This window comes from Saccharothrix isguenensis, assembly GCF_052936305.1.
In genome coordinates this window covers 3,087,402-3,104,139 of sequence record NZ_CP193626.1, presented here as the reverse complement: position 1 = coordinate 3,104,139, position 16,738 = coordinate 3,087,402, and the positions used below count along the sequence as shown (strand labels likewise).

Genomic DNA, 16,738 nt, shown 5'->3' with positions numbered 1-16,738 from the left:
ATGACCGACCTGGACGTGAGCCTCGATCACCGATCCGCCCGCGAGGTGCTGAACTGGAGCCGTGCCGGGGTCGACCCGGCGCTGCGGACGGCGGTGGACCGGCTGCCGGACTCGATGCGGGCCATCGCCGGCTACCACTTCGGCTGGTGGGACGAGCAGGGCAGGCCGACCGGCGCGGACCCGGGCAAGGCGATCAGGCCGGCGCTCGTGCTGCTGGGCGCGCAGGCGGTGGGCGGCGCCGTGCAGACCGCGTTGCCGGCCGCGGTGGCGGTGGAGCTGGTGCACAACTTCTCGTTGCTGCACGACGACGTGATGGACGGTGACACGACCCGGCGCCACCGCCCGACGGCGTGGCACGTGTTCGGCGTGAACCCGGCGATCCTGGCCGGCGACGCGCTGCTGACGTTGGCGCTGGACGTGGTGGCGGGCAGTGGCCACCCGAAGGCGCGGGAGGCGATCCGGGTGGTGTCGGCCTCGGTGCAGCGGCTGCTGGACGGGCAGAACGCGGACCTGGCGTTCGAGGGACGCGGTGACGTGCGGCTGGCGGAGTGCGTGCGGATGGCCGAGGGCAAGACGGCGTCGCTGCTGGGCGCGTCCTGCGCGTTGGGCGCGTTGTTCGGCGGCGGCCGGCCGGACCAGGTGGAGCACCTGCGGTCCTTCGGCGAGCAGGTGGGGCTGGCCTTCCAGTTCGTGGACGACCTGCTGGGCATCTGGGGTGACCCGGAGGTGACCGGCAAGCCCGTGTACTCGGACCTGGAGAACCGCAAGAAGTCACTGCCCGTGGTCGCCGCCCTGACCTCCGGCACCGCCGCCGGGCGGGAGCTGGACGCGCTGTACCTGCGCGATCAGCGGCTCACCGCGGCCGACCTCGCGCGCGCGGCCGAGCTGATCGAGCTGTCCGGCGCGCGCGCGTGGAGCCAGGGCCGCGCGGACGACCTGCTGGTGCGGGCTGGGGAGGACCTCCGTGCCGCCGAACCGGCCGAACGCGCCGCCCTCGAGCTGGACGCCGTCGCCCGCCTGGCCACCCACCGCGACCACTGACAGCGCCGCTGCCTCCGGCCTCAGCTGCGAGGTCGGAGGCAGCGGCGCTGTCACTTGAAGGGGGGTGTCACTCGTAGGAGACTGCCTGGAGCACGTTGAGCCGTGCGGCGCGGATCGCGGGCAGGATCGCCGCGACCACACCGACGCCGGCGGCGATCAGGAGGTAGCTGCCGAGCTGCACCCACGGGATGCCGAGGTCGGTGATGCCCACGTCCTTCAGCGCCTGGACCGCCGCGATCCCCAGCGCCGTGCCCACCACGATGCCGAGCAGGGCGCCGAACACCGAGATCACCACCGCCTCGACGGTGATCATCCGCATGACCTGGGCGCGGCGCATGCCGATCGCCCGCAGCAGGCCCAGCTCTCGGGTCCGCTCGATCACGGACAGCGCCAGCGTGTTGATCACGCCCAGGATCGCGATGAGGATGGCCAGCGCGAGCAGGATCTGGATCATCATCAGCACCGTGTCGAGCTGCGCGGCCTGCTGCCGCACGTAGGAGCTGAGGTCCTGCACCGAGACCTCGGGGTTGTCCGCGAACAGCGGTTCGAGGCGCTTGCGCACGTCGGTCACGTCCGCGCCCTGGTCGGCCTTGATGAACGCGGTGTCGATCTGCGGGAGCGCGAACCCGGCCAACGCCGACTCGGGCAGGAACACGGCGTCGTTGAGCACGCGGTTCTTGGCCAGCACGAACGCCACCGTGTAGGTGCGCTGCTCGCCCTTCGTCGTCTGCACGGTCACCGTGCTGCCCTGCTTGAGCTTCAGCGCGGTGGCCGCGATCGAGTCCAGGCCGATCTCGCCGTCCTCGAGGTCGGTGACCGTGCCGCCGGCGGCGCTGAGCCCGAAGGTGCGTCCCATCGCGTGCACGTCGGTGACCACGCTGCCGATCTTGCGCTGCCCGTCGACCAGGACGCCGTCGCTGTACCAGCCGAACGCGGACTCCACGCCCGGCGTGCCGATGACCCGGTCGATCCGCTCGGCCTCGAACGTGCCGCTGGTCTGGCCGTTGGTCGACTCGCCGGAGATGATCAGGTCGGCCTTGATCTGCGTGTCGGCGACCTTGGTGATGCTGGCCGTGGCCGAGGTGAGCACGACGCTGACACCGGCGATCAGGGCGATCCCGACCATCAGCGCGGCGGCGGTGATGGCGGTGCGGCGCGGGTTGCGGGCCGAGTTGCGCCGGCCGAGCGTGCCCGGCATCGACCAGGCGAACAGCTTGCCGATCACCGACACCACGGGTCGGCTGACCAGCGGCGTGAGCAGCGCGACGCCCACGAACGACACCAGCAGCCCGGACATGATCAGCCACAGCGTCCCGTCGGCGAACCCGAACCCGAGCGCGCCACCGCCCGCCAGGAACAGCGCGCCGCCCGCGACGGTCAGCCGGGTCAGCGGCCGGTCCGGGGTGGCGGCCTCGCGCAGTGCCGCGACGGGCGGGATGCGGGAGGCGCGCACGGCGGGCAGCAAGGCGGCCAGGACGGTCACGACGAGACCGACGGCGAACGACGAGATGACCGCCGAGGCCGGCACCGCGATGCCCGCGAGGTGCAGGCTGCCGCCACCGAACGTGCTGAAGAGGTTGGCCAGCAGCGCGCCGACGCCGATGCCCGCGCCCAGGCCGACCACGGACGCGATCAGGCCGATCACCACCGCCTCGACCACCACGGAGGCGATCATCTGCCGGCGGCTCGCGCCCATCGCCCGCAGCAGCGCCAGCTCCCGGGTGCGCTGCGCGACGATGATGGAGAAGGTGTTGAGGATGATGAAGACGCCGACGAACAGGGCGATGCCGGCGAAGCCGAGCAGCACGTAGTTGAAGAACGCCAGGCTCTCGCCGATCTCGTCGGCGGACTCCGCGGCCAGCTGTTCGCCGGTCTTGACCTGGTACGCGTCGCCCAACTGGGCCTGCACGCGGTCGCGCAGCACGTCCTGCGACACCCCTTCGTCAGCACGCACGGTGATGCCGCTGTACGCGTCGGGGGTGCCGAGGAGCAGCCGCTGGGCGGTGACCTCGGTGAACGCGGTGGTCAGCTCGCCGCCGAGGGAGTCGCGGTCGCCGGGGTAGCCGAAGATCCCGGCGACGGTGAACGTCCGCTTGGGCTCCAGCGTGAGCACGGACATCTGCTCGCCGACCTGGAACCCGCCCGCCTCGGCGAGGTAGGCGCTGATCACCACCTCGTCGTCGCGCTGCGGCCCACGCCCGTCCCGGATCTCCTCCTGGCCGTCGTCACGCCACGCGATGCCCAGACGCGGCGCGCCGGACGTGGTGAGGACCTTGCCGTTCTCGCCGATCGGACGGGCCGAGCCGACCACGTCGCCGACCGCCGTGCGGACGCCGTCCACGGACTCGACGGCCTGGATGTCCGCGGGGGCCAGGGTGCCCGCGCGGGCCGCCTCGGGGTTGTCCTGGTCGACCTTCGGCTTGACCGCGACCTCGACGTCCACCTCGGAGTACGCGGTGGCGAACAGGTCCTTGAACGAGCGGTCCAGCGTGTCGGTCAGCACCAGCGAGCCGGACACGAACATCACGCCGAGCACCACGGCCAGGCCCGACAGGACCAGCCGGAGCTTGCGCGCCAGCACGCTCTTGAGCGTCGCCTTCAACATCACGCCACGACCAGGCGGTCGTCGCCGTCGAGGACCTTCATCGTGTCGAGCACGGCCGCCGCGGTGGGCTGGTGCAGCTCGCGCACGATCCGGCCGTCGGCCAGGAAGATCACGCGGTCCGCGTAGGAGGCGGCGTTCGGGTCGTGCGTGACCATGACGACCGTCTGGTTGAAGTCACGGGCCGAGCGCTGGAGGAAGCCCAGCACCTCGGCGCCGGACCGCGAGTCCAGGTTGCCGGTCGGCTCGTCGGCGAACACCACCTCGGGCCGTGCCACCAGGGCGCGGGCGCACGCCACGCGTTGCTGCTGGCCGCCGGACAGCTGCGTCGGCCGGTGCGTGAGGCGGTCGCGCAGACCGACCGTGTCGATCACCGTGTCGAACCAGGCCCGGTCGACCTTCTGGCCGCCGATCGCCAGCGGCAGCGTGATGTTCTCCTCGGCGGTGAGCGTCGGCAGCAGGTTGAACTGCTGGAAGATGAAGCCGACCTGGCTGCGCCGCAGCTCGGTCAACCCCTTGTCCCGCAGGCCGTTCACCTTCGTGCCGCCGATCCACACATCACCGGAGTCGATCGTGTCCAGCCCGGCGAGGCAGTGCATCAGGGTGGACTTGCCCGACCCGGACGGACCCATGATCGCGGTGAACCGGCCGCGGTCGAACTCGACGCTCACGCCGGCCAACGCGGTGACCGCGGCTTCCCCCGTGCCGTAGGACTTCCACACGTCCACTGCTCTAGCGGCCGACTCCACGTTGCCCTTCACCGATCTCCACCCCTTTGTCGGACGACGCTCGCCGTCCCCGGGGCAAATGTGGCGGAAGGGAGACCTCCGGCGCGTCGGGAATGACCCCGGAATCGATCTCGGGGTATTTCCCTTAGATGCCCGGAACGACTCCGCGGGAACGCCGCACAGCGCCCATCACGGTGATCGACGGCTGAACAAGGGACGAACGCACGGTTGACTCCACCCATCATCCGATGCCTGGGCCGGGTCGGACCCGACTCGGACACCCGCCGAGAGCGACCGGACACGGACCGTCGCGACGGTCCACAAGTCGTCCCACATGGCGGGAAAGCCGAGACAGGAGGCCTGCCGGCTCGTAGGGTCTACCGGCGTCAGCGCCATCGACCACGCGCTGCCAAGATCAACGCCGACCGCTGATAGGAGCTGGTGTGTCGACCCTCCGGGTGCGCCCCTACACCAGAACGGGCGGCCGTACGCGTTCCGCGACGACGCTGGCCATCGAGACCATCGTGACGACGAACGAACAGGCGGCGAGAGACGCCCTGACGTCGACCGCGGAACACCGCATCATCAGTGATCTGTGCCGGAATCCGCATTCCGTGGCGGAAGTCGCGGCGACCTTGCGACTTCCGCTCGGCGTTGTCCGCGTGCTGTTGGCGGACATGTCGGACATGAGCCTGATCAACGTGCACGAGGACGGGACGATCGACGACCGTGGCCGGCCGTCACTGGACCTGATGGAGCGGGTCCTCATGGGGTTGCGCCGAATCTGAGCGGTCCCGGATCGCGTGCACGACGGCGGCCATGTCGTCCTTGCCGTGCCCCAGCTCCACCGTGCGGGTGAAGAGGGACAGGCACACGTCCAGCAGCGGTGACGCGACACCGGCCGCGCGGGCGGCGTCGGCGATGAGCTGGTTGTTCTTGAGCACGTCGCGAGCGGAGGCCTGGGCCTCGTAGTCGGCGGCGAGGAGCTTCGCCGCCTTGGCGCGGGACACCTTGCTGGCCATGGGGCCCGCGTCCAGGACGTCGACCAGGGTCCGCCGGTCCAGGCCGTGCCGTTCGGCGAAGTGGAACGCCTCGGCCAGGCCGGTGGCCATCGTGATCAGGAACAGGTTCACGGACAGCTTCATCAGCAGGGCGTCGGGGGTCTGGCCGCAGTCGACCACGTCCGCGCACATCGGCGCGATCACCTCGCGTGCCCGTGCCACCGCTTCGGGGGCGCCGGCGAGCATGGCCACCAGTTCACCGGCTTCGGCCGGACCGCGTGACCCGGAGACGGGTGCTTCGACGTAGTCGCCGCCGGCCGCGCGGATGTCGGCGCCCAGGGCGTGCGAGTAGTCCGCGGCCGTCGTACCCATGTTGACGACGGTACGGCCTCGGACGTGGTCCGCGAAGTGGTGCGTGCCGCGGTCCAGGACCGCGTCGACAGCGGCCTCGTCGGAGAGCATCAGGATGGCGACCTCGGCGCTGGAGAAGACGTCGGCCGGTGTCGCGGCGACCCGTGCGCCGGCGTCCCGCAGCGGTTCGGCCCGGTGCGGCGACCTGTTCCACACCACCAGCGGCCGACCGGACCGGGCCAGGTTGAGCGCCATCGGCTGACCCATGATGCCGAGACCGAGGAAACCGACCTCCACCAGAACCTCCTCATCGCCTGCCCGAACGCGCGGCCTCCGGTGCCCACCGGCGAACTCGTGCGTTCCGAGCGTTGAACCCACGCGTTCCGAGCGTAGGCTCGCGGGTCAGGAGGTGGGGAGGCGGACCAGGGTCGTGCCCTCCTCGGTGTCGCGGATGGTGAACTCGGTGATGTCGTGCCACCGCAGGCCGACCGCGGCGCGGATGGTCACCGGGTCCTTGCCCGTGGCGGACGCCGACACCAGCCACGAGCCGATCACCATCGACTCGCCGGTTCGGGACTTCGCAACCAGCTCGCAGCGGGTGGGGCCCTTGGCGCCCTTCACCTCGACCTCCACCGACGTGCCCCACGGCTCGGGGCCGGCCGCGAGCCGGGCGTGCACGCCCGTCGCCGGGTCGGTGCGGGCGATGGCGCCGGCGGCGTCCGGCACGCCCTTCGCCACGTACGACGGGTCCGGCACCGACGGCGTCGAAGAGGAGGCGGAGACCCGGTCCGACGGTGAGGCGACGTTCACCGACACGACCGCGGTCAGCGCGACGAGCACCGCGGCGGCGGCGGCAGTCAGCAGCGCCACGGTGCGGCGCTTGCGCGCCCTGGTCGCGGAGACCGAGTCGAGCATCGCGCGCACCGAACGACCGTCCGGCCGCTCCCCCGTGTTGGCGCGCAGCATGCCGTTGGCGTCGGCCTCGTCGAGCAGATCGGGCAATTCGGCGAAATCGCGCAGGTCGAGCGCACATCGACGGCACTGGGCCAAGTGGTTCTCGAACGCGTCGACCTCGTCCTCGTCGAGGACACCGAGGACGTACGCCGCCACGTCGATGTGGTTCGGCAGCGAAGTCACCTGTTCAGCCCCGATCCTGCAACGCACGCCGCAGGGCGCGGAGTGCGTAGTACACCCTGGACTTCACCGTGCCGGGCGGTACCCCGAGCACCGCCGCGGCCTCCCCGACCGTCCGATCCCGCAGATATGTCTCGAGAATAGCCTCCCGGTGTTCTTCCGTCAGTCCGTTCATCGCCTCGGCGACGACGATCGCCGCCAGCGTGCGGTCCGCTTCGTCCCGCTGCGGCGCCTCGTCGGACGGCGTCAACTCCGACTCCTGCGGTCGGACGCTCCTCTTGCGACGGTCGTCGATGACCAGTCGCCGGGCGACGGTGAACAGCCAGGAGCGGAGCAGGACCGGGTCCCGCTCCAGCTTCTCGGCGTTGCGCCACGCCCGCACGAGCGTCTCCTGGACGATGTCCTCGGCCCACTGCCGGTCGCTGCCGGTCAGCCTCATGGCATGTCCGAGCAGCGCGCTGCCGAACTCCTGGTAGAGCCTGCGGATCAGCTCGTCTTCCAGACCCGAGTCCGGCCAACCGTGATCACTTTGGGGGGAAGTGCTGCGTCTGTGCCGCGCCACGCCGAGCATCCAAGCGCGCCGGCGGGTTCCGCGTCGAGGGTTTGGCCGCAGAAAAAGTCGTTGATCTGTTGGTGAACCGTCACCGCATCGTGTCCGTACTCCCCGGTATCCGCCGCAATGGCACGGCCCCGGTTACCGGTTCGCTGGTCCTTTCGGCGGACCCTCCGGTCGGAGAAAGGACCAATGATGCGAAGTCGACGTACCCGGGAGGCAGTGCTGCTGGTTCCGGCGGCAGCGGCGTTGATGCTGGTCAGCGCTTGTGGCGCAACCGGAATCGACCCCGCCGCGAGCACTGGCGGCGCGGTCGGCGCCGGGTCCGGTCCGACGACTCCCCAGCAGCCGCCGGAATTCGGCAAGGAGCCGCACCAGATGCTCTCGGCGGCCGAGTCGAGGCAGGTCGGCTGGTTCGTCGCGGACGCGGGCGGATTCGCGCTGTACCGCTACGACAAGGACTCCGCCAAACCGCCGCGGTCCACTTGCGACGGCGAGTGCGTCGAGCTGTGGCCGCCGGTGCTGGTCGGCGCGCACACCATGACGTCCGGGGTGGACCCTACGCTCGTCGGGTCGGTGGCCCGCGCGGACGGCAAGAAGCAGGTGACGCTGGCCGGCTGGCCGCTGTACCGGTACACGGGCGACAAGAAGGCGGGCGACCTGACCGGCCAGGGCAAGGGCGGCACGTGGTTCGCCGTGACGCCCGAGGGCAGGAAGGCGCAGGCCGAGGACGGCGCGGCGCTCGGTCAACCGTCCACCGGCGACGGCTACTAGGACGAGATGCCCATGTCAGCCAAGCGTTTCGCGGCGGTCGCGCTGGCCCTGCACCTGCTGCTCCTGGCCGTGCTGCCCGGTGTCCCGCTCTCCGGTGTCGCGCACGCCGACGACCCGGCCGAGGCGGGACCGGTGCAGCAGACCCCGCTGGGCCCGATCACCGCGCTGGACAAGGAACTGCTGGTCAAGGTGCGGCTGGCGGGCCTGTGGGAGATGCCCATGGGCGAGGAGGCGAAGACCCGTGCGGCGAGCACCAGGGTCAAGGAGGTCGGCGCGCAACTGGCCGGCGACCACCTGTTCCTGGACGAACGGGTGGTGCGGCTGGCTTCGCAGATGGGCGTGGCGCTGCCCAACGAGGCCAACGCCGACCAGCAGTCGTGGATGGCGGAGATGCGGTCGCTCACCGGTTCCGCGTTCGACGACTCGTTCGCCAACCGGCTGCGCGCCGCGCACGGCTCGATCTTCCCGGCCATCGGCGCGGTCCGGGCGAACACCCGCAACGAGGCGATCCGGCAGTTCGCCCAGGTGTGCAACCAGATCGTGCTCAAGCACATGACCCTGCTGGAGAGCACCAACATGGTCACCGACATGGGCCTGTCCAAACCGGTCACCGCCGGTGTGGCGCCCGCGGCGGCGGTGCGGGGCGACCCCGTGCGGGCCTCCGCCCGGATCCCGTCCGACGACCCGAGTCCCCTCGCCGTGCTCCTCATCTGCCTGGCAGGTGTCGTGGTGACGATCGGGATCCTGCGCGTGTTGCGGCCTCGCGGGGACGTCGAGTGACAGGAGGTGGTCGCCCACCCGAGCCGGCCCGCCTGCTTCCCCACCCCCGAACCCGCCCGGCGGCCGTGACCCACTCCCGCGCCGCCTGCCGGGCGGGTCGGCCCCCTCCCACCGCCTGCGAGCTCTCTCCCGCCATCTCGGAGGTAATGACCCGTGCTCACCCAGGTTCCGCTGCTGATCGCCCAGGCGGTCGGCGGCGACCACGACGCCGGAGTGCGCCACGTCGCGCAGATCTCGGCGCGCCTGGCCTACGCGACCATGTGCGCCACCCTGTGCTGGGGCGTGCTGATCGCGACGGGCTGGGCCAACAAGCTCTCCGGCAGACAGGGGTTGCGCAACAGCCACATGGTGCTGGCGACCATGGCACTGGCGTTCGGGTCGCTGCACGCCGTCGCGTTCACCCTGTTGCAGCTCAACGCGTTCACGTTCCTCCAGCTCCTCGTGCCGTTCGCCGGTGGCGGGCTGTTCCGGCACGCCCTGGGCATCCTCGGGCTGGAGCTCATGCTGGCGATCGCCGTCACGGCGGGTCTGCGCAAGAAGGTCTACTACCGCAAGTGGCTGAGGCTGCACCAGCTCGCCTACGTCGCGGTCGCCGCCACCGTCGTGCACTCGTGGTTCGGCGCGATCGCCAACGGAACCCTGGCCGTGGTGTGGCTGGGCGGCCTCACCGTCCTGGTCCCCACGGCGACCATCGCCGTCGCCCGCTTCCTGCCGCCGCACGTGCTGGTGAAGCTGGGCATGCTGGAACCGGAGCCCGGTTTCGAGCCCGAGCCGGACGGTGCGGGCGGCGCGGCGCTGGACGTCAGCGTCGACAACGAGCGCTGCCACCGCTACGGCATCTGCCAGGCCGAGGCGCCGGGGTTGTTCCAGCTGGTCGACGACGAGCGGCTGCGTTATGAGCGCAGGCCGCCGCCGGAGCAGTTCGCCCAGGCACGAGCCGCCGCGCGCGCCTGTCCGATGCGCGCGATCGAGCTGCGGGAGCGTGTGCGGTGAAGAACGAGGAACGCGTGGTGATCGCGGGCGGCGGGCTGGCCGGGCTGCGTGCGGGCGAACGGCTGCGGGAGCTGGGTTTCCGGGGCGAGATCGCCATCGTGGGCGCGGAACGGCACCTCCCCTACCACCGGCCGGCGCTGTCCAAGGAGGCCCTCAACGGCGAACTGGTCGCGTCCGACCTGCGGCTGACGATCAGCCGCGAGCTGGACGCGGTGTGGCGGCTGGGCACGGTCGTGACGCACCTGGAGCCCGACCGGCACGTGGTGGGCCTGCCCGGTGGCGAGGAGTTGAGGTACGACGGGCTGGTCATCGCCACCGGCGTCGAGCCGCGGCACCTCGCGGGCGCGCCCCGGCAGGACCCGCGCATCCACGTGCTGCGCACCGTGGACGACGCGATCGCGATCAAGCGGGCGATCAACTCCACGCAGGGGCTGATCGTGGTCGTCGGCGGTGGTCTCATCGGCTGCGAGATGGCCGCGTCGGTGAAGTCGATGGGCCGTGACGTGGCCATCGTGAGCCGGTCCTCCACGTTGCTGGGCAGCGCGGTCGGCAAGAACATCGCGGACACGGTCACCGAGGCGCACCGGGCGCGCGGTGTCCGGATGGCGATGGGAGTGAAGATCCGGCACTGGGTGCGCCAGCCGGGCGGGGTGGCCATCCACCTGTCCGACGGGCAGGTGTTCTTCGCCGCGGTCGTGGTGATCGCGGTGGGCGCCTCGCCGTCGGTCGCCTGGCTGCGCGGGTCGGGTCTGGTGCTGGAGGACGGTGTGCTGTGCGACCCCACGTGCCACGTGGTCGGCGGGACCGACATCGTGGCCGCGGGTGATGTCGCGCGGTGGCCGAACCTCCGGTTCGGAGGGCAGCCGCGTCGGGTGGAGCACTGGCTCAACGCGGTGGAAATGGGTCGGGCGGCCGCGGAGAACCTGCTGGCGGGCAGGCAGTCTTCGCGGCCGTTCACCCCCGTCCCCCGGTTCTGGACCGAGCAGTACGGGATGCGCATCCAGGGCTCGGGCCTGCCCGCCATGGGCACGGACACGACGACGTTGGCCGGGTCGCGGAAGGACCACCGGACCATCACCGGGTTCATCAGCGACGGCCGCCTGGTCGGCATGGTCGGGTTGGACGCCCCGACCGCGATGATCAAGCTGTCCACGGAGCTGTGGCGGCAGAACCGGGTGACCGCCGGCGAGCAGCGGCGTCCACCGCAGCACCTGGCGCCGACCGAATCGGACGAGACCCGCCCGACCGCCGACGCGCGGGTGCCGGCCGTGCCGCGTCAGACGCAGGAAGTCCGGCCTTTACCGTCGCACGCGCCTGTGGTGCGATCACGTGGGCACAGCCGCGCGCTCGTCCGCAGCGGCCCGAAGGCGCGGCCCCGGTGATCAGGGCTCACCGGCCTCGTGTTGCAGGTTGTTCACAAACTGTTTGCGATGTGTGAAAACTTCATACATCCAAGACAGATTGACGCAAGTTTTCCTCTCCGCAAGGCTCCAGAGCCGTCCCTCAACCCGGTCTGGAGGTCCCTGTGCTCCGACTTGTTTCCTATATCGCCTCGTTAGCCCTGGTCGCCGTTTTCGTGGTCGCCGGTGGTGGAACGGCGCAAGCCGACGGCTGCTACACGTGGAACCGAACCCTCTCGCAAGGAGCGTCCGGCGATGACGTGCGCCAGTTGCAGATCCGCCTGTCCGGCTACCCCGGCTACGGCTCGGTGCTCGGCTTGGACGGCTCGTTCGGCCCCGCGACCAGGTCTGCGGTCGTGCGCTTCCAGCAGGCTTACGGGCTGGCGGCGGACGGCGTCGCCGGCCCCGCGACCTTCTCCAAGCTGTACGCGCTCCAGGACGACGACTGCACGCCGATCAACTTCTCGTACGCCGAGTTGAACAACTGCAACTCGACGTGGGGAGGTGGGAAGGTGTCGGCCGCGACGGCCAAGTTCAACGCCCTGGTGTCGATGTGGAAGCTCCAGGCGATGCGGCACGCGCTCGGCGACCAGTCGATCCGCGTGACCAGCGGCTTCCGCAGCATCTCGTGCAACAACGCGGTGGGCGGGTCATCCGACTCCCGGCACCTGTACGGCGACGGCGTGGACCTCGGCGCGGGTCCGCACTCCCTGTGCCGCCTCGCCCAGCAGGCCCGCAACCACGGCTTCAACGGCATCCTCGGCCCGGGCTACCCGGGTCACGGCGACCACACGCACGTCGACCACCGGAGCAGCCGCTTCTGGTCGGCCTCCGCCTGCGGCATCTGACCGCGAGGCCGGACGCACCGGACTGAACCACGAGGGCCGCGGGTGGACGACCCACCCGCGGCCCTCGCCCCGTCCCAGCCCGTCTCCGGCCGCACAACGGCCCCGCCGCCACTACCATGGGTCCGTGATCTTCTTCAGCGTGGTCTTCACCCTGATCGGGCTGGGCACGCTGCTGTGGCGTGACGACGACCTGATCGGCCTGCCACCGGTGGCCGCCGGCATCGGCCTGCTCGTGCTCGGCATCGCCGCCGGTGTGCTGTGGGCGGTGCGCCGCCGGCGCCGGTGGGAGCGCAACGGCGAGCCCAAGCCCGTCGGCAACGTCGTCCAGCGGGCCAAGGCGCTGCCCCGGCTGCTGCGCGAGCGCAAGGCGTACGGCCTGCCCACCACCACGTTGGCGACGTGGGGTTTCGCCCTCGTCTACCTGATCTCGCCGATCGACCTGCTGCCCGAACTGCTGCCGGTCATCGGCGTCACCGACGACGCGGGCGTGGCGGTGTGGCTGCTGACCAGCGTGTCCACGGTCGCCGGCCAGTACCTGCGGTGGGAACGGGAGCGCTCGGGCGCCCGCCCGCGGCAGCCCTGACTCACCGGCTCCCGGGGTGCGGCAGTTCGCGGACGCCGGTCAGCAGCGTGGTGATGGCGCCCATGATCCGCGCGGTCGCCTCGTCCAGCACGGCCTTGGTCGGCTCCAGCCCGTACAGGTCGGACAGGTCCACCTCGGCGCCGGCGACCACGCTCACCTTCCGCCACGGGCGCGGCACGAACTTCCCCGGCGGCAGCAGCACCTGCGTGCCCCACTGCGCCACCGGCACCACCGGCGTCCGGGTCGTCAGCGCGAGCCGCGCGACACCGTTCTTGCCGCGCATCGGCCAGCCGTCGGGGTCGTTCGTGAACGTCCCCTCCGGGTACACGATCACGCACTCCCCCGACTCCAACGACGTGCGGGCGCTGTCCAGCGCCTTCCCCGCGCGGACGCTGTTCCGGTCGACCGGGATGTGCCGCCCGGAGGACATCACCCACCCGAGGACCGGCGCCTTCCACAGGCTCGCCTTGGCCAGGTACCGGGGCACCCGGCCGGAGACCAAGGAGAACGCCGTCAACGTCACCGGATCGGCGAACGACAGGTGGTTGGACGCCAGCAGCACCGCGCCGTCACGCGGGATGTTGTCCCTGCCCGCCATCCGCATCCGGACGAACAGCACCACGAATGGCCACAGCAGGTCGATGGCCACGGAGTACCAGAATCCACGGCCCCGGCGGGGGAGTCGGGCCGTCACGGCCACCATCTGCGAGAACGTCACGCCAGGATCTTCGGTCATCCCCACCTGGACCGTTACCGCGGCCCACCGACCGCGCTCGCCCAAGCCTGATCGAGTTCGACTAATCTCCTCCCCCGTGGCAGGGCTTCCCGCACCGCGGACCTCGGTGGACCGGATCGACGTGCTGCTCGTCGAAGACGACGAGGGCGACGCCGTGCTGGTCGAAGCACTGCTGGACGAGGTCGAGGCGGACGTCGCGCTGCACCGGGCGCGGACGCTGCACGAGGCCGAGGGCCTGCTGGTCAACGCCGACTGCGTGCTGCTCGACCTGGGCCTGCCCGACACCACCGGGCTGGACGGCCTGACCAGGCTGCTCGCGCACCCGGCGCCGGTCGCGATCATCGTCCTCACCGGCCTCAACGACGAGCACCAGGGCACCAGGGCGGTGGCCGCCGGCGCGGAGGACTACCTGGTCAAGGGCCAGGTGGACGGCGTGGGCCTGGCTCGCAGCATCCGGTACGCGGTCGGCCGCAAGCGGGCCGAGGAGACCCAGCGCCAGTTGCGCGACGAGCAGCTGCTGGCGTCCGAGAAGACGCGCCTGGAACGCGGCCTGCTGCCGTCCCCGATCATGCACGGCGACGACATCGGCTGGCACGTCCGCTACCGGCCGGGCGGTAGCCGGATGCTGCTCGGCGGCGACTTCTACGACGCCGTGCGCACCGCGGACGGAACCCTCCAGGTGCTGATCGGCGACGTGTGCGGGCACGGCCCGGACGAGGCGGCGATCGGCGTGTTCCTGCGCATCGCGTGGCGGGCGCTGGTGCTGGCCGACCAGGAGCCGTCACGGGTGCTGCGCACGCTGCACGAGATCCTGGAGCACGAGCGGCACCAGCCGGGCCTGTTCACCACGGCGTGCATGGTGACGATCTCCCCGGACCGCCGCTGGGCGCGGGTCTACCTCGCCGGGCACCCGGAGCCGATGCTGCTGGTCGGCGACCGGGTGGTGGAGCTGCCCCGGGATCGCGCGGGCCTGCCGCTGGGCGTGCTGCCGGACAGCACGTGGAGTGGCCTCGACGTGCCGCTGCCACCCGGCTGGGTGATGCTGCTCTACACGGACGGGCTGGTGGAGGGTCGGGTCCACGGTGACAGCGAGCGGCTGGGATCGGAGCGGTTGATCGAGCTGATCGGCGAGATCACCGCGGACCGGCCGGACTGGACGGACACGCCGGCGACGCTGCTCGACGGTCTGATCGACAAGGTGAAAGAGCTGAACGGCGGGGAGCTGGACGACGACATGGCCGCACTGCTGATCTCGGACCGCGCGTGACGGCCTACCGCACCCGGTGGCCGGCGAGCAGGCTGTTGATCGCGGCGGTGGCGATCCTCATCCTCGTGTGCGCGGGCGCCATCGGGAGCCTGACCGTGGCGCTGGCGAGCCTGACCGACGCCAGGGTCCTGCTGCTGGACCAGGTCGTGCCCGCCCGCGACATGGTGCTCAGGGTCGACACCGCGTTCGTCAAGCAGGAGACCGGGGTGCACGGCTACATGCTCACCGCGAAGGAGAACCACCTCACCCCGTACACCAACGGTCAGCGGACCGAGCGCAACGCCCTCATGGTCGCCCGTGCGGTGCTCGAACCGGTGCGACCGGACCTGGTCCGCGAACTCGACGCGGTCGGCCGGCTCGCGGCGGAGTGGCGGCGGGACTACGCCGAGCCGCTGGTCACGCAGGTGCGGCAGACCGGCGTGCCGCAGACCGGGCTGGCCGACGCCCAGCGCGGCAAGGAGCTGTTCGACCGGGTGCGCGCCGACCTCAGCCGACTGGGCGGCAAGCTGGACGAGGCGTCCGACCACGCGCGGGACCGGCTGGAGCAGCTCGCCGACGACATGTTGTGGCTGATCGTCATGCTCGGCGTCCTCCTGGTGGCGATCATCTCCGGGGTGGCGGTGATCCTGTACCGGATCGTCATCGCGCCGTTGAGCGGGCTGGCGAAGGACGTGAGGCAGGTGTCGTCCGGCGACTTCGAGCACCCGGTCGAGGCGGGCGGGCCCCGGGAGACGGTGATGCTCGGCCAGGACGTGGAGGCCATGCGGGTCCGGATCCTGGCCGACCTGGAGGAGCTGCGGCGGTCGAACGCGGAGCTGGAGCAGTTCGCGTACGTGGCCTCGCACGACCTGCAGGAGCCGCTGCGCAAGGTGGCGAGCTTCTGCCAGCTGCTGGAGCGGCGGTACTCGGGCGAGTTGGACGAGCGGGGCGAGCAGTACCTGAAGTTCGCCGTCGACGGCGCGAAGCGGATGCAGGTGCTGATCAACGACCTGCTGGCGTTCTCGAGGGTCGGCCGGATGTCGCGCGAGCAGACGCTGGTGGACTGCGACGAGCTGGTCGCCCAGGTGCTGGACAACCACTCCGAGGTCATCGAGCGGACCGAGGCGACGGTCGAGGTGGCGGACCTGCCGACGGTGCGCGGCGAGGCGTCGCTGCTGGGTGGCGTGTTCGGCAACCTGATCAGCAACGCGCTGAAGTTCCACGGGTCGGAGCCGCCGCACGTGCGCGTCGACGTCGAGCGGACCGGCGCCTTCTGGACCTTCACGGTCAGCGACAACGGCATCGGGATCGATCCCGAGTACGCTGAACGGATCTTCGTGATCTTCCAGCGCCTGCACCACAAGGACGACTACCCCGGCACGGGGATCGGGCTGGCCATGTGCCGGAAGATCATCGAGTACCACGGTGGCACGATCTGGCTGGAGACCACCGGCCAGGACGACGCCGGAACCACCTTCAAGTTCACGTTGCCGGCAGTAGAGGACGACGAGCAATGAGCAATCCGCTGAACGTGGTCGACGTCCTGCTGGTCGAGGACGACCCGGGCGACGCGCTGATGACGCAGGAGGCGTTCGAGCACCACAAGATCCGCAACCAGCTGCACGTGGTGCGCGACGGCGTCGAGGCGCTGCAGTTCCTGCGCCGCGAGAAGCCGTACGAGGACGCGCCGCGGCCGGGGCTGATCCTGCTCGACCTGAACCTGCCGAAGATGGACGGCCGGGAGGTGCTGGCCGAGATCAAGGCGGACGAGACGCTGCGCCCGATCCCGGTGGTGGTGCTGACCACGTCGGAGGCGGAGGAGGACATCCTGCGCAGCTACAACCTGCACGCCAACGCGTACGTCACCAAGCCGGTGGACTTCGACCGGTTCATCGAGGTCGTCCGGCAGATCGACGACTTCTTCGTGACCGTGGTGAAGCTGCCCCGCTAGCGGTCGCGTCAGGCCTC

At 70.9% G+C, this 16,738-nt stretch carries 17 protein-coding genes; 11 read left to right on the top strand and 6 right to left on the bottom strand.

Annotation, left to right across the window (positions count from 1 at the left end; all coding sequences use genetic code 11):
- Positions 1-1,041, top strand: coding sequence for a family 2 encapsulin nanocompartment cargo protein polyprenyl transferase (locus ACRAKI_RS14630; RefSeq protein WP_447007623.1), 1,041 nt, complete (start codon positions 1-3; stop codon positions 1,039-1,041).
- A 67-nt stretch (positions 1,042-1,108) separates the two neighbouring features.
- On the opposite strand, the gene ACRAKI_RS14625 is transcribed toward ACRAKI_RS14630, so the two are convergent.
- A complete protein-coding gene (locus ACRAKI_RS14625; RefSeq protein ID WP_447007622.1) occupies positions 1,109-3,646 on the bottom strand; it encodes an ABC transporter permease in 2,538 nt (845 codons plus the stop codon).
- A complete protein-coding gene (locus tag ACRAKI_RS14620; RefSeq protein ID WP_447007621.1) occupies positions 3,646-4,404 on the bottom strand; it encodes an ABC transporter ATP-binding protein in 759 nt (252 codons plus the stop codon). Before ACRAKI_RS14620 ends, ACRAKI_RS14625 begins: the two co-directional genes overlap by 1 nt.
- A 410-nt stretch (positions 4,405-4,814) precedes the next feature.
- Here ACRAKI_RS14620 and ACRAKI_RS14615 point away from each other — a divergent pair, with 410 nt between their 5' ends.
- Positions 4,815-5,159: a DUF742 domain-containing protein gene (locus ACRAKI_RS14615; protein ID WP_447007620.1), complete on the top strand. Its 345-nt coding sequence runs from the start codon at positions 4,815-4,817 to the stop codon at positions 5,157-5,159.
- On the opposite strand, the gene ACRAKI_RS14610 is transcribed toward ACRAKI_RS14615, so the two are convergent.
- The 3 genes from ACRAKI_RS14610 to ACRAKI_RS14600 all read right to left on the bottom strand — a co-directional run bounded on the left by ACRAKI_RS14610 (position 5,112) and on the right by ACRAKI_RS14600 (position 7,428).
- Positions 5,112-6,023 carry an NAD(P)-dependent oxidoreductase gene (locus ACRAKI_RS14610; RefSeq protein ID WP_447008424.1) on the bottom strand — a complete coding sequence of 304 codons (912 nt, stop codon included), beginning with the start codon at positions 6,021-6,023 and terminating at the stop codon, positions 5,112-5,114. The genes ACRAKI_RS14615 and ACRAKI_RS14610 overlap by 48 nt on opposite strands.
- A gap of 102 nt (positions 6,024-6,125) precedes the next feature.
- The gene (locus ACRAKI_RS14605) at positions 6,126-6,860 is read right to left on the bottom strand and encodes an anti-sigma factor family protein (RefSeq protein ID WP_447007619.1); all 735 of its coding nucleotides are present in this window, start codon (positions 6,858-6,860) and stop codon (positions 6,126-6,128) included.
- A gap of 4 nt (positions 6,861-6,864) precedes the next feature.
- Positions 6,865-7,428, bottom strand: a complete 564-nt coding sequence (locus ACRAKI_RS14600) for a sigma-70 family RNA polymerase sigma factor (RefSeq protein WP_447007618.1) — start codon at positions 7,426-7,428, stop codon at positions 6,865-6,867.
- A gap of 204 nt (positions 7,429-7,632) precedes the next feature.
- On the opposite strand from ACRAKI_RS14600, the gene ACRAKI_RS14595 reads away from it, so the two are divergent.
- The 6 genes from ACRAKI_RS14595 to ACRAKI_RS14570 all read left to right on the top strand — a co-directional run bounded on the left by ACRAKI_RS14595 (position 7,633) and on the right by ACRAKI_RS14570 (position 12,788).
- Positions 7,633-8,184, top strand: a complete 552-nt coding sequence (locus ACRAKI_RS14595) for a hypothetical protein (protein ID WP_447007617.1) — start codon at positions 7,633-7,635, stop codon at positions 8,182-8,184.
- A 12-nt stretch (positions 8,185-8,196) separates the two neighbouring features.
- Positions 8,197-8,964 (top strand): DUF4142 domain-containing protein, encoded by a 768-nt coding sequence (locus ACRAKI_RS14590; protein WP_447007616.1) that lies wholly within the window; start codon positions 8,197-8,199, stop codon positions 8,962-8,964.
- A 153-nt stretch (positions 8,965-9,117) separates the two neighbouring features.
- Entirely contained in the window at positions 9,118-9,957 is an 840-nt protein-coding gene (locus tag ACRAKI_RS14585) for a ferredoxin (protein ID WP_447007615.1), read from the top strand.
- Positions 9,954-11,339, top strand: a complete 1,386-nt coding sequence (locus tag ACRAKI_RS14580) for an NAD(P)/FAD-dependent oxidoreductase (protein WP_447007614.1) — start codon at positions 9,954-9,956, stop codon at positions 11,337-11,339. The genes ACRAKI_RS14585 and ACRAKI_RS14580 overlap by 4 nt, the downstream gene beginning before the upstream one ends.
- Before the next feature lie 164 nt (positions 11,340-11,503).
- Positions 11,504-12,205, top strand: coding sequence for a D-Ala-D-Ala carboxypeptidase family metallohydrolase (locus ACRAKI_RS14575; RefSeq protein ID WP_447008423.1), 702 nt, complete (start codon positions 11,504-11,506; stop codon positions 12,203-12,205).
- Positions 12,206-12,329: 124 nt separating this feature from the next.
- Complete coding sequence (locus ACRAKI_RS14570) at positions 12,330-12,788, top strand: YkvA family protein (protein WP_447007613.1); 459 nt, start codon at positions 12,330-12,332, stop codon at positions 12,786-12,788.
- Between the two features lies 1 nt (position 12,789).
- Here ACRAKI_RS14570 and ACRAKI_RS14565 read toward each other — a convergent pair whose 3' ends face one another.
- On the bottom strand, positions 12,790-13,524 hold the full coding sequence (locus ACRAKI_RS14565) for a lysophospholipid acyltransferase family protein (RefSeq protein WP_447007612.1): 735 nt from the start codon (positions 13,522-13,524) through the stop codon (positions 12,790-12,792).
- A gap of 76 nt (positions 13,525-13,600) precedes the next feature.
- On the opposite strand from ACRAKI_RS14565, the gene ACRAKI_RS14560 reads away from it, so the two are divergent.
- The 3 genes from ACRAKI_RS14560 to ACRAKI_RS14550 are packed head-to-tail and all read left to right on the top strand — an operon-like array spanning position 13,601 to position 16,721.
- Positions 13,601-14,791: a PP2C family protein-serine/threonine phosphatase gene (locus ACRAKI_RS14560; protein ID WP_447007611.1), complete on the top strand. Its 1,191-nt coding sequence runs from the start codon at positions 13,601-13,603 to the stop codon at positions 14,789-14,791.
- On the top strand, positions 14,788-16,287 hold the full coding sequence (locus ACRAKI_RS14555; protein WP_447007610.1) for a sensor histidine kinase: 1,500 nt from the start codon (positions 14,788-14,790) through the stop codon (positions 16,285-16,287). Before ACRAKI_RS14560 ends, ACRAKI_RS14555 begins: the two co-directional genes overlap by 4 nt.
- Complete coding sequence (locus ACRAKI_RS14550) at positions 16,284-16,721, top strand: response regulator (protein ID WP_447007609.1); 438 nt, start codon at positions 16,284-16,286, stop codon at positions 16,719-16,721. The genes ACRAKI_RS14555 and ACRAKI_RS14550 overlap by 4 nt, the downstream gene beginning before the upstream one ends.
- Positions 16,722-16,738 lie beyond the last annotated feature (17 nt).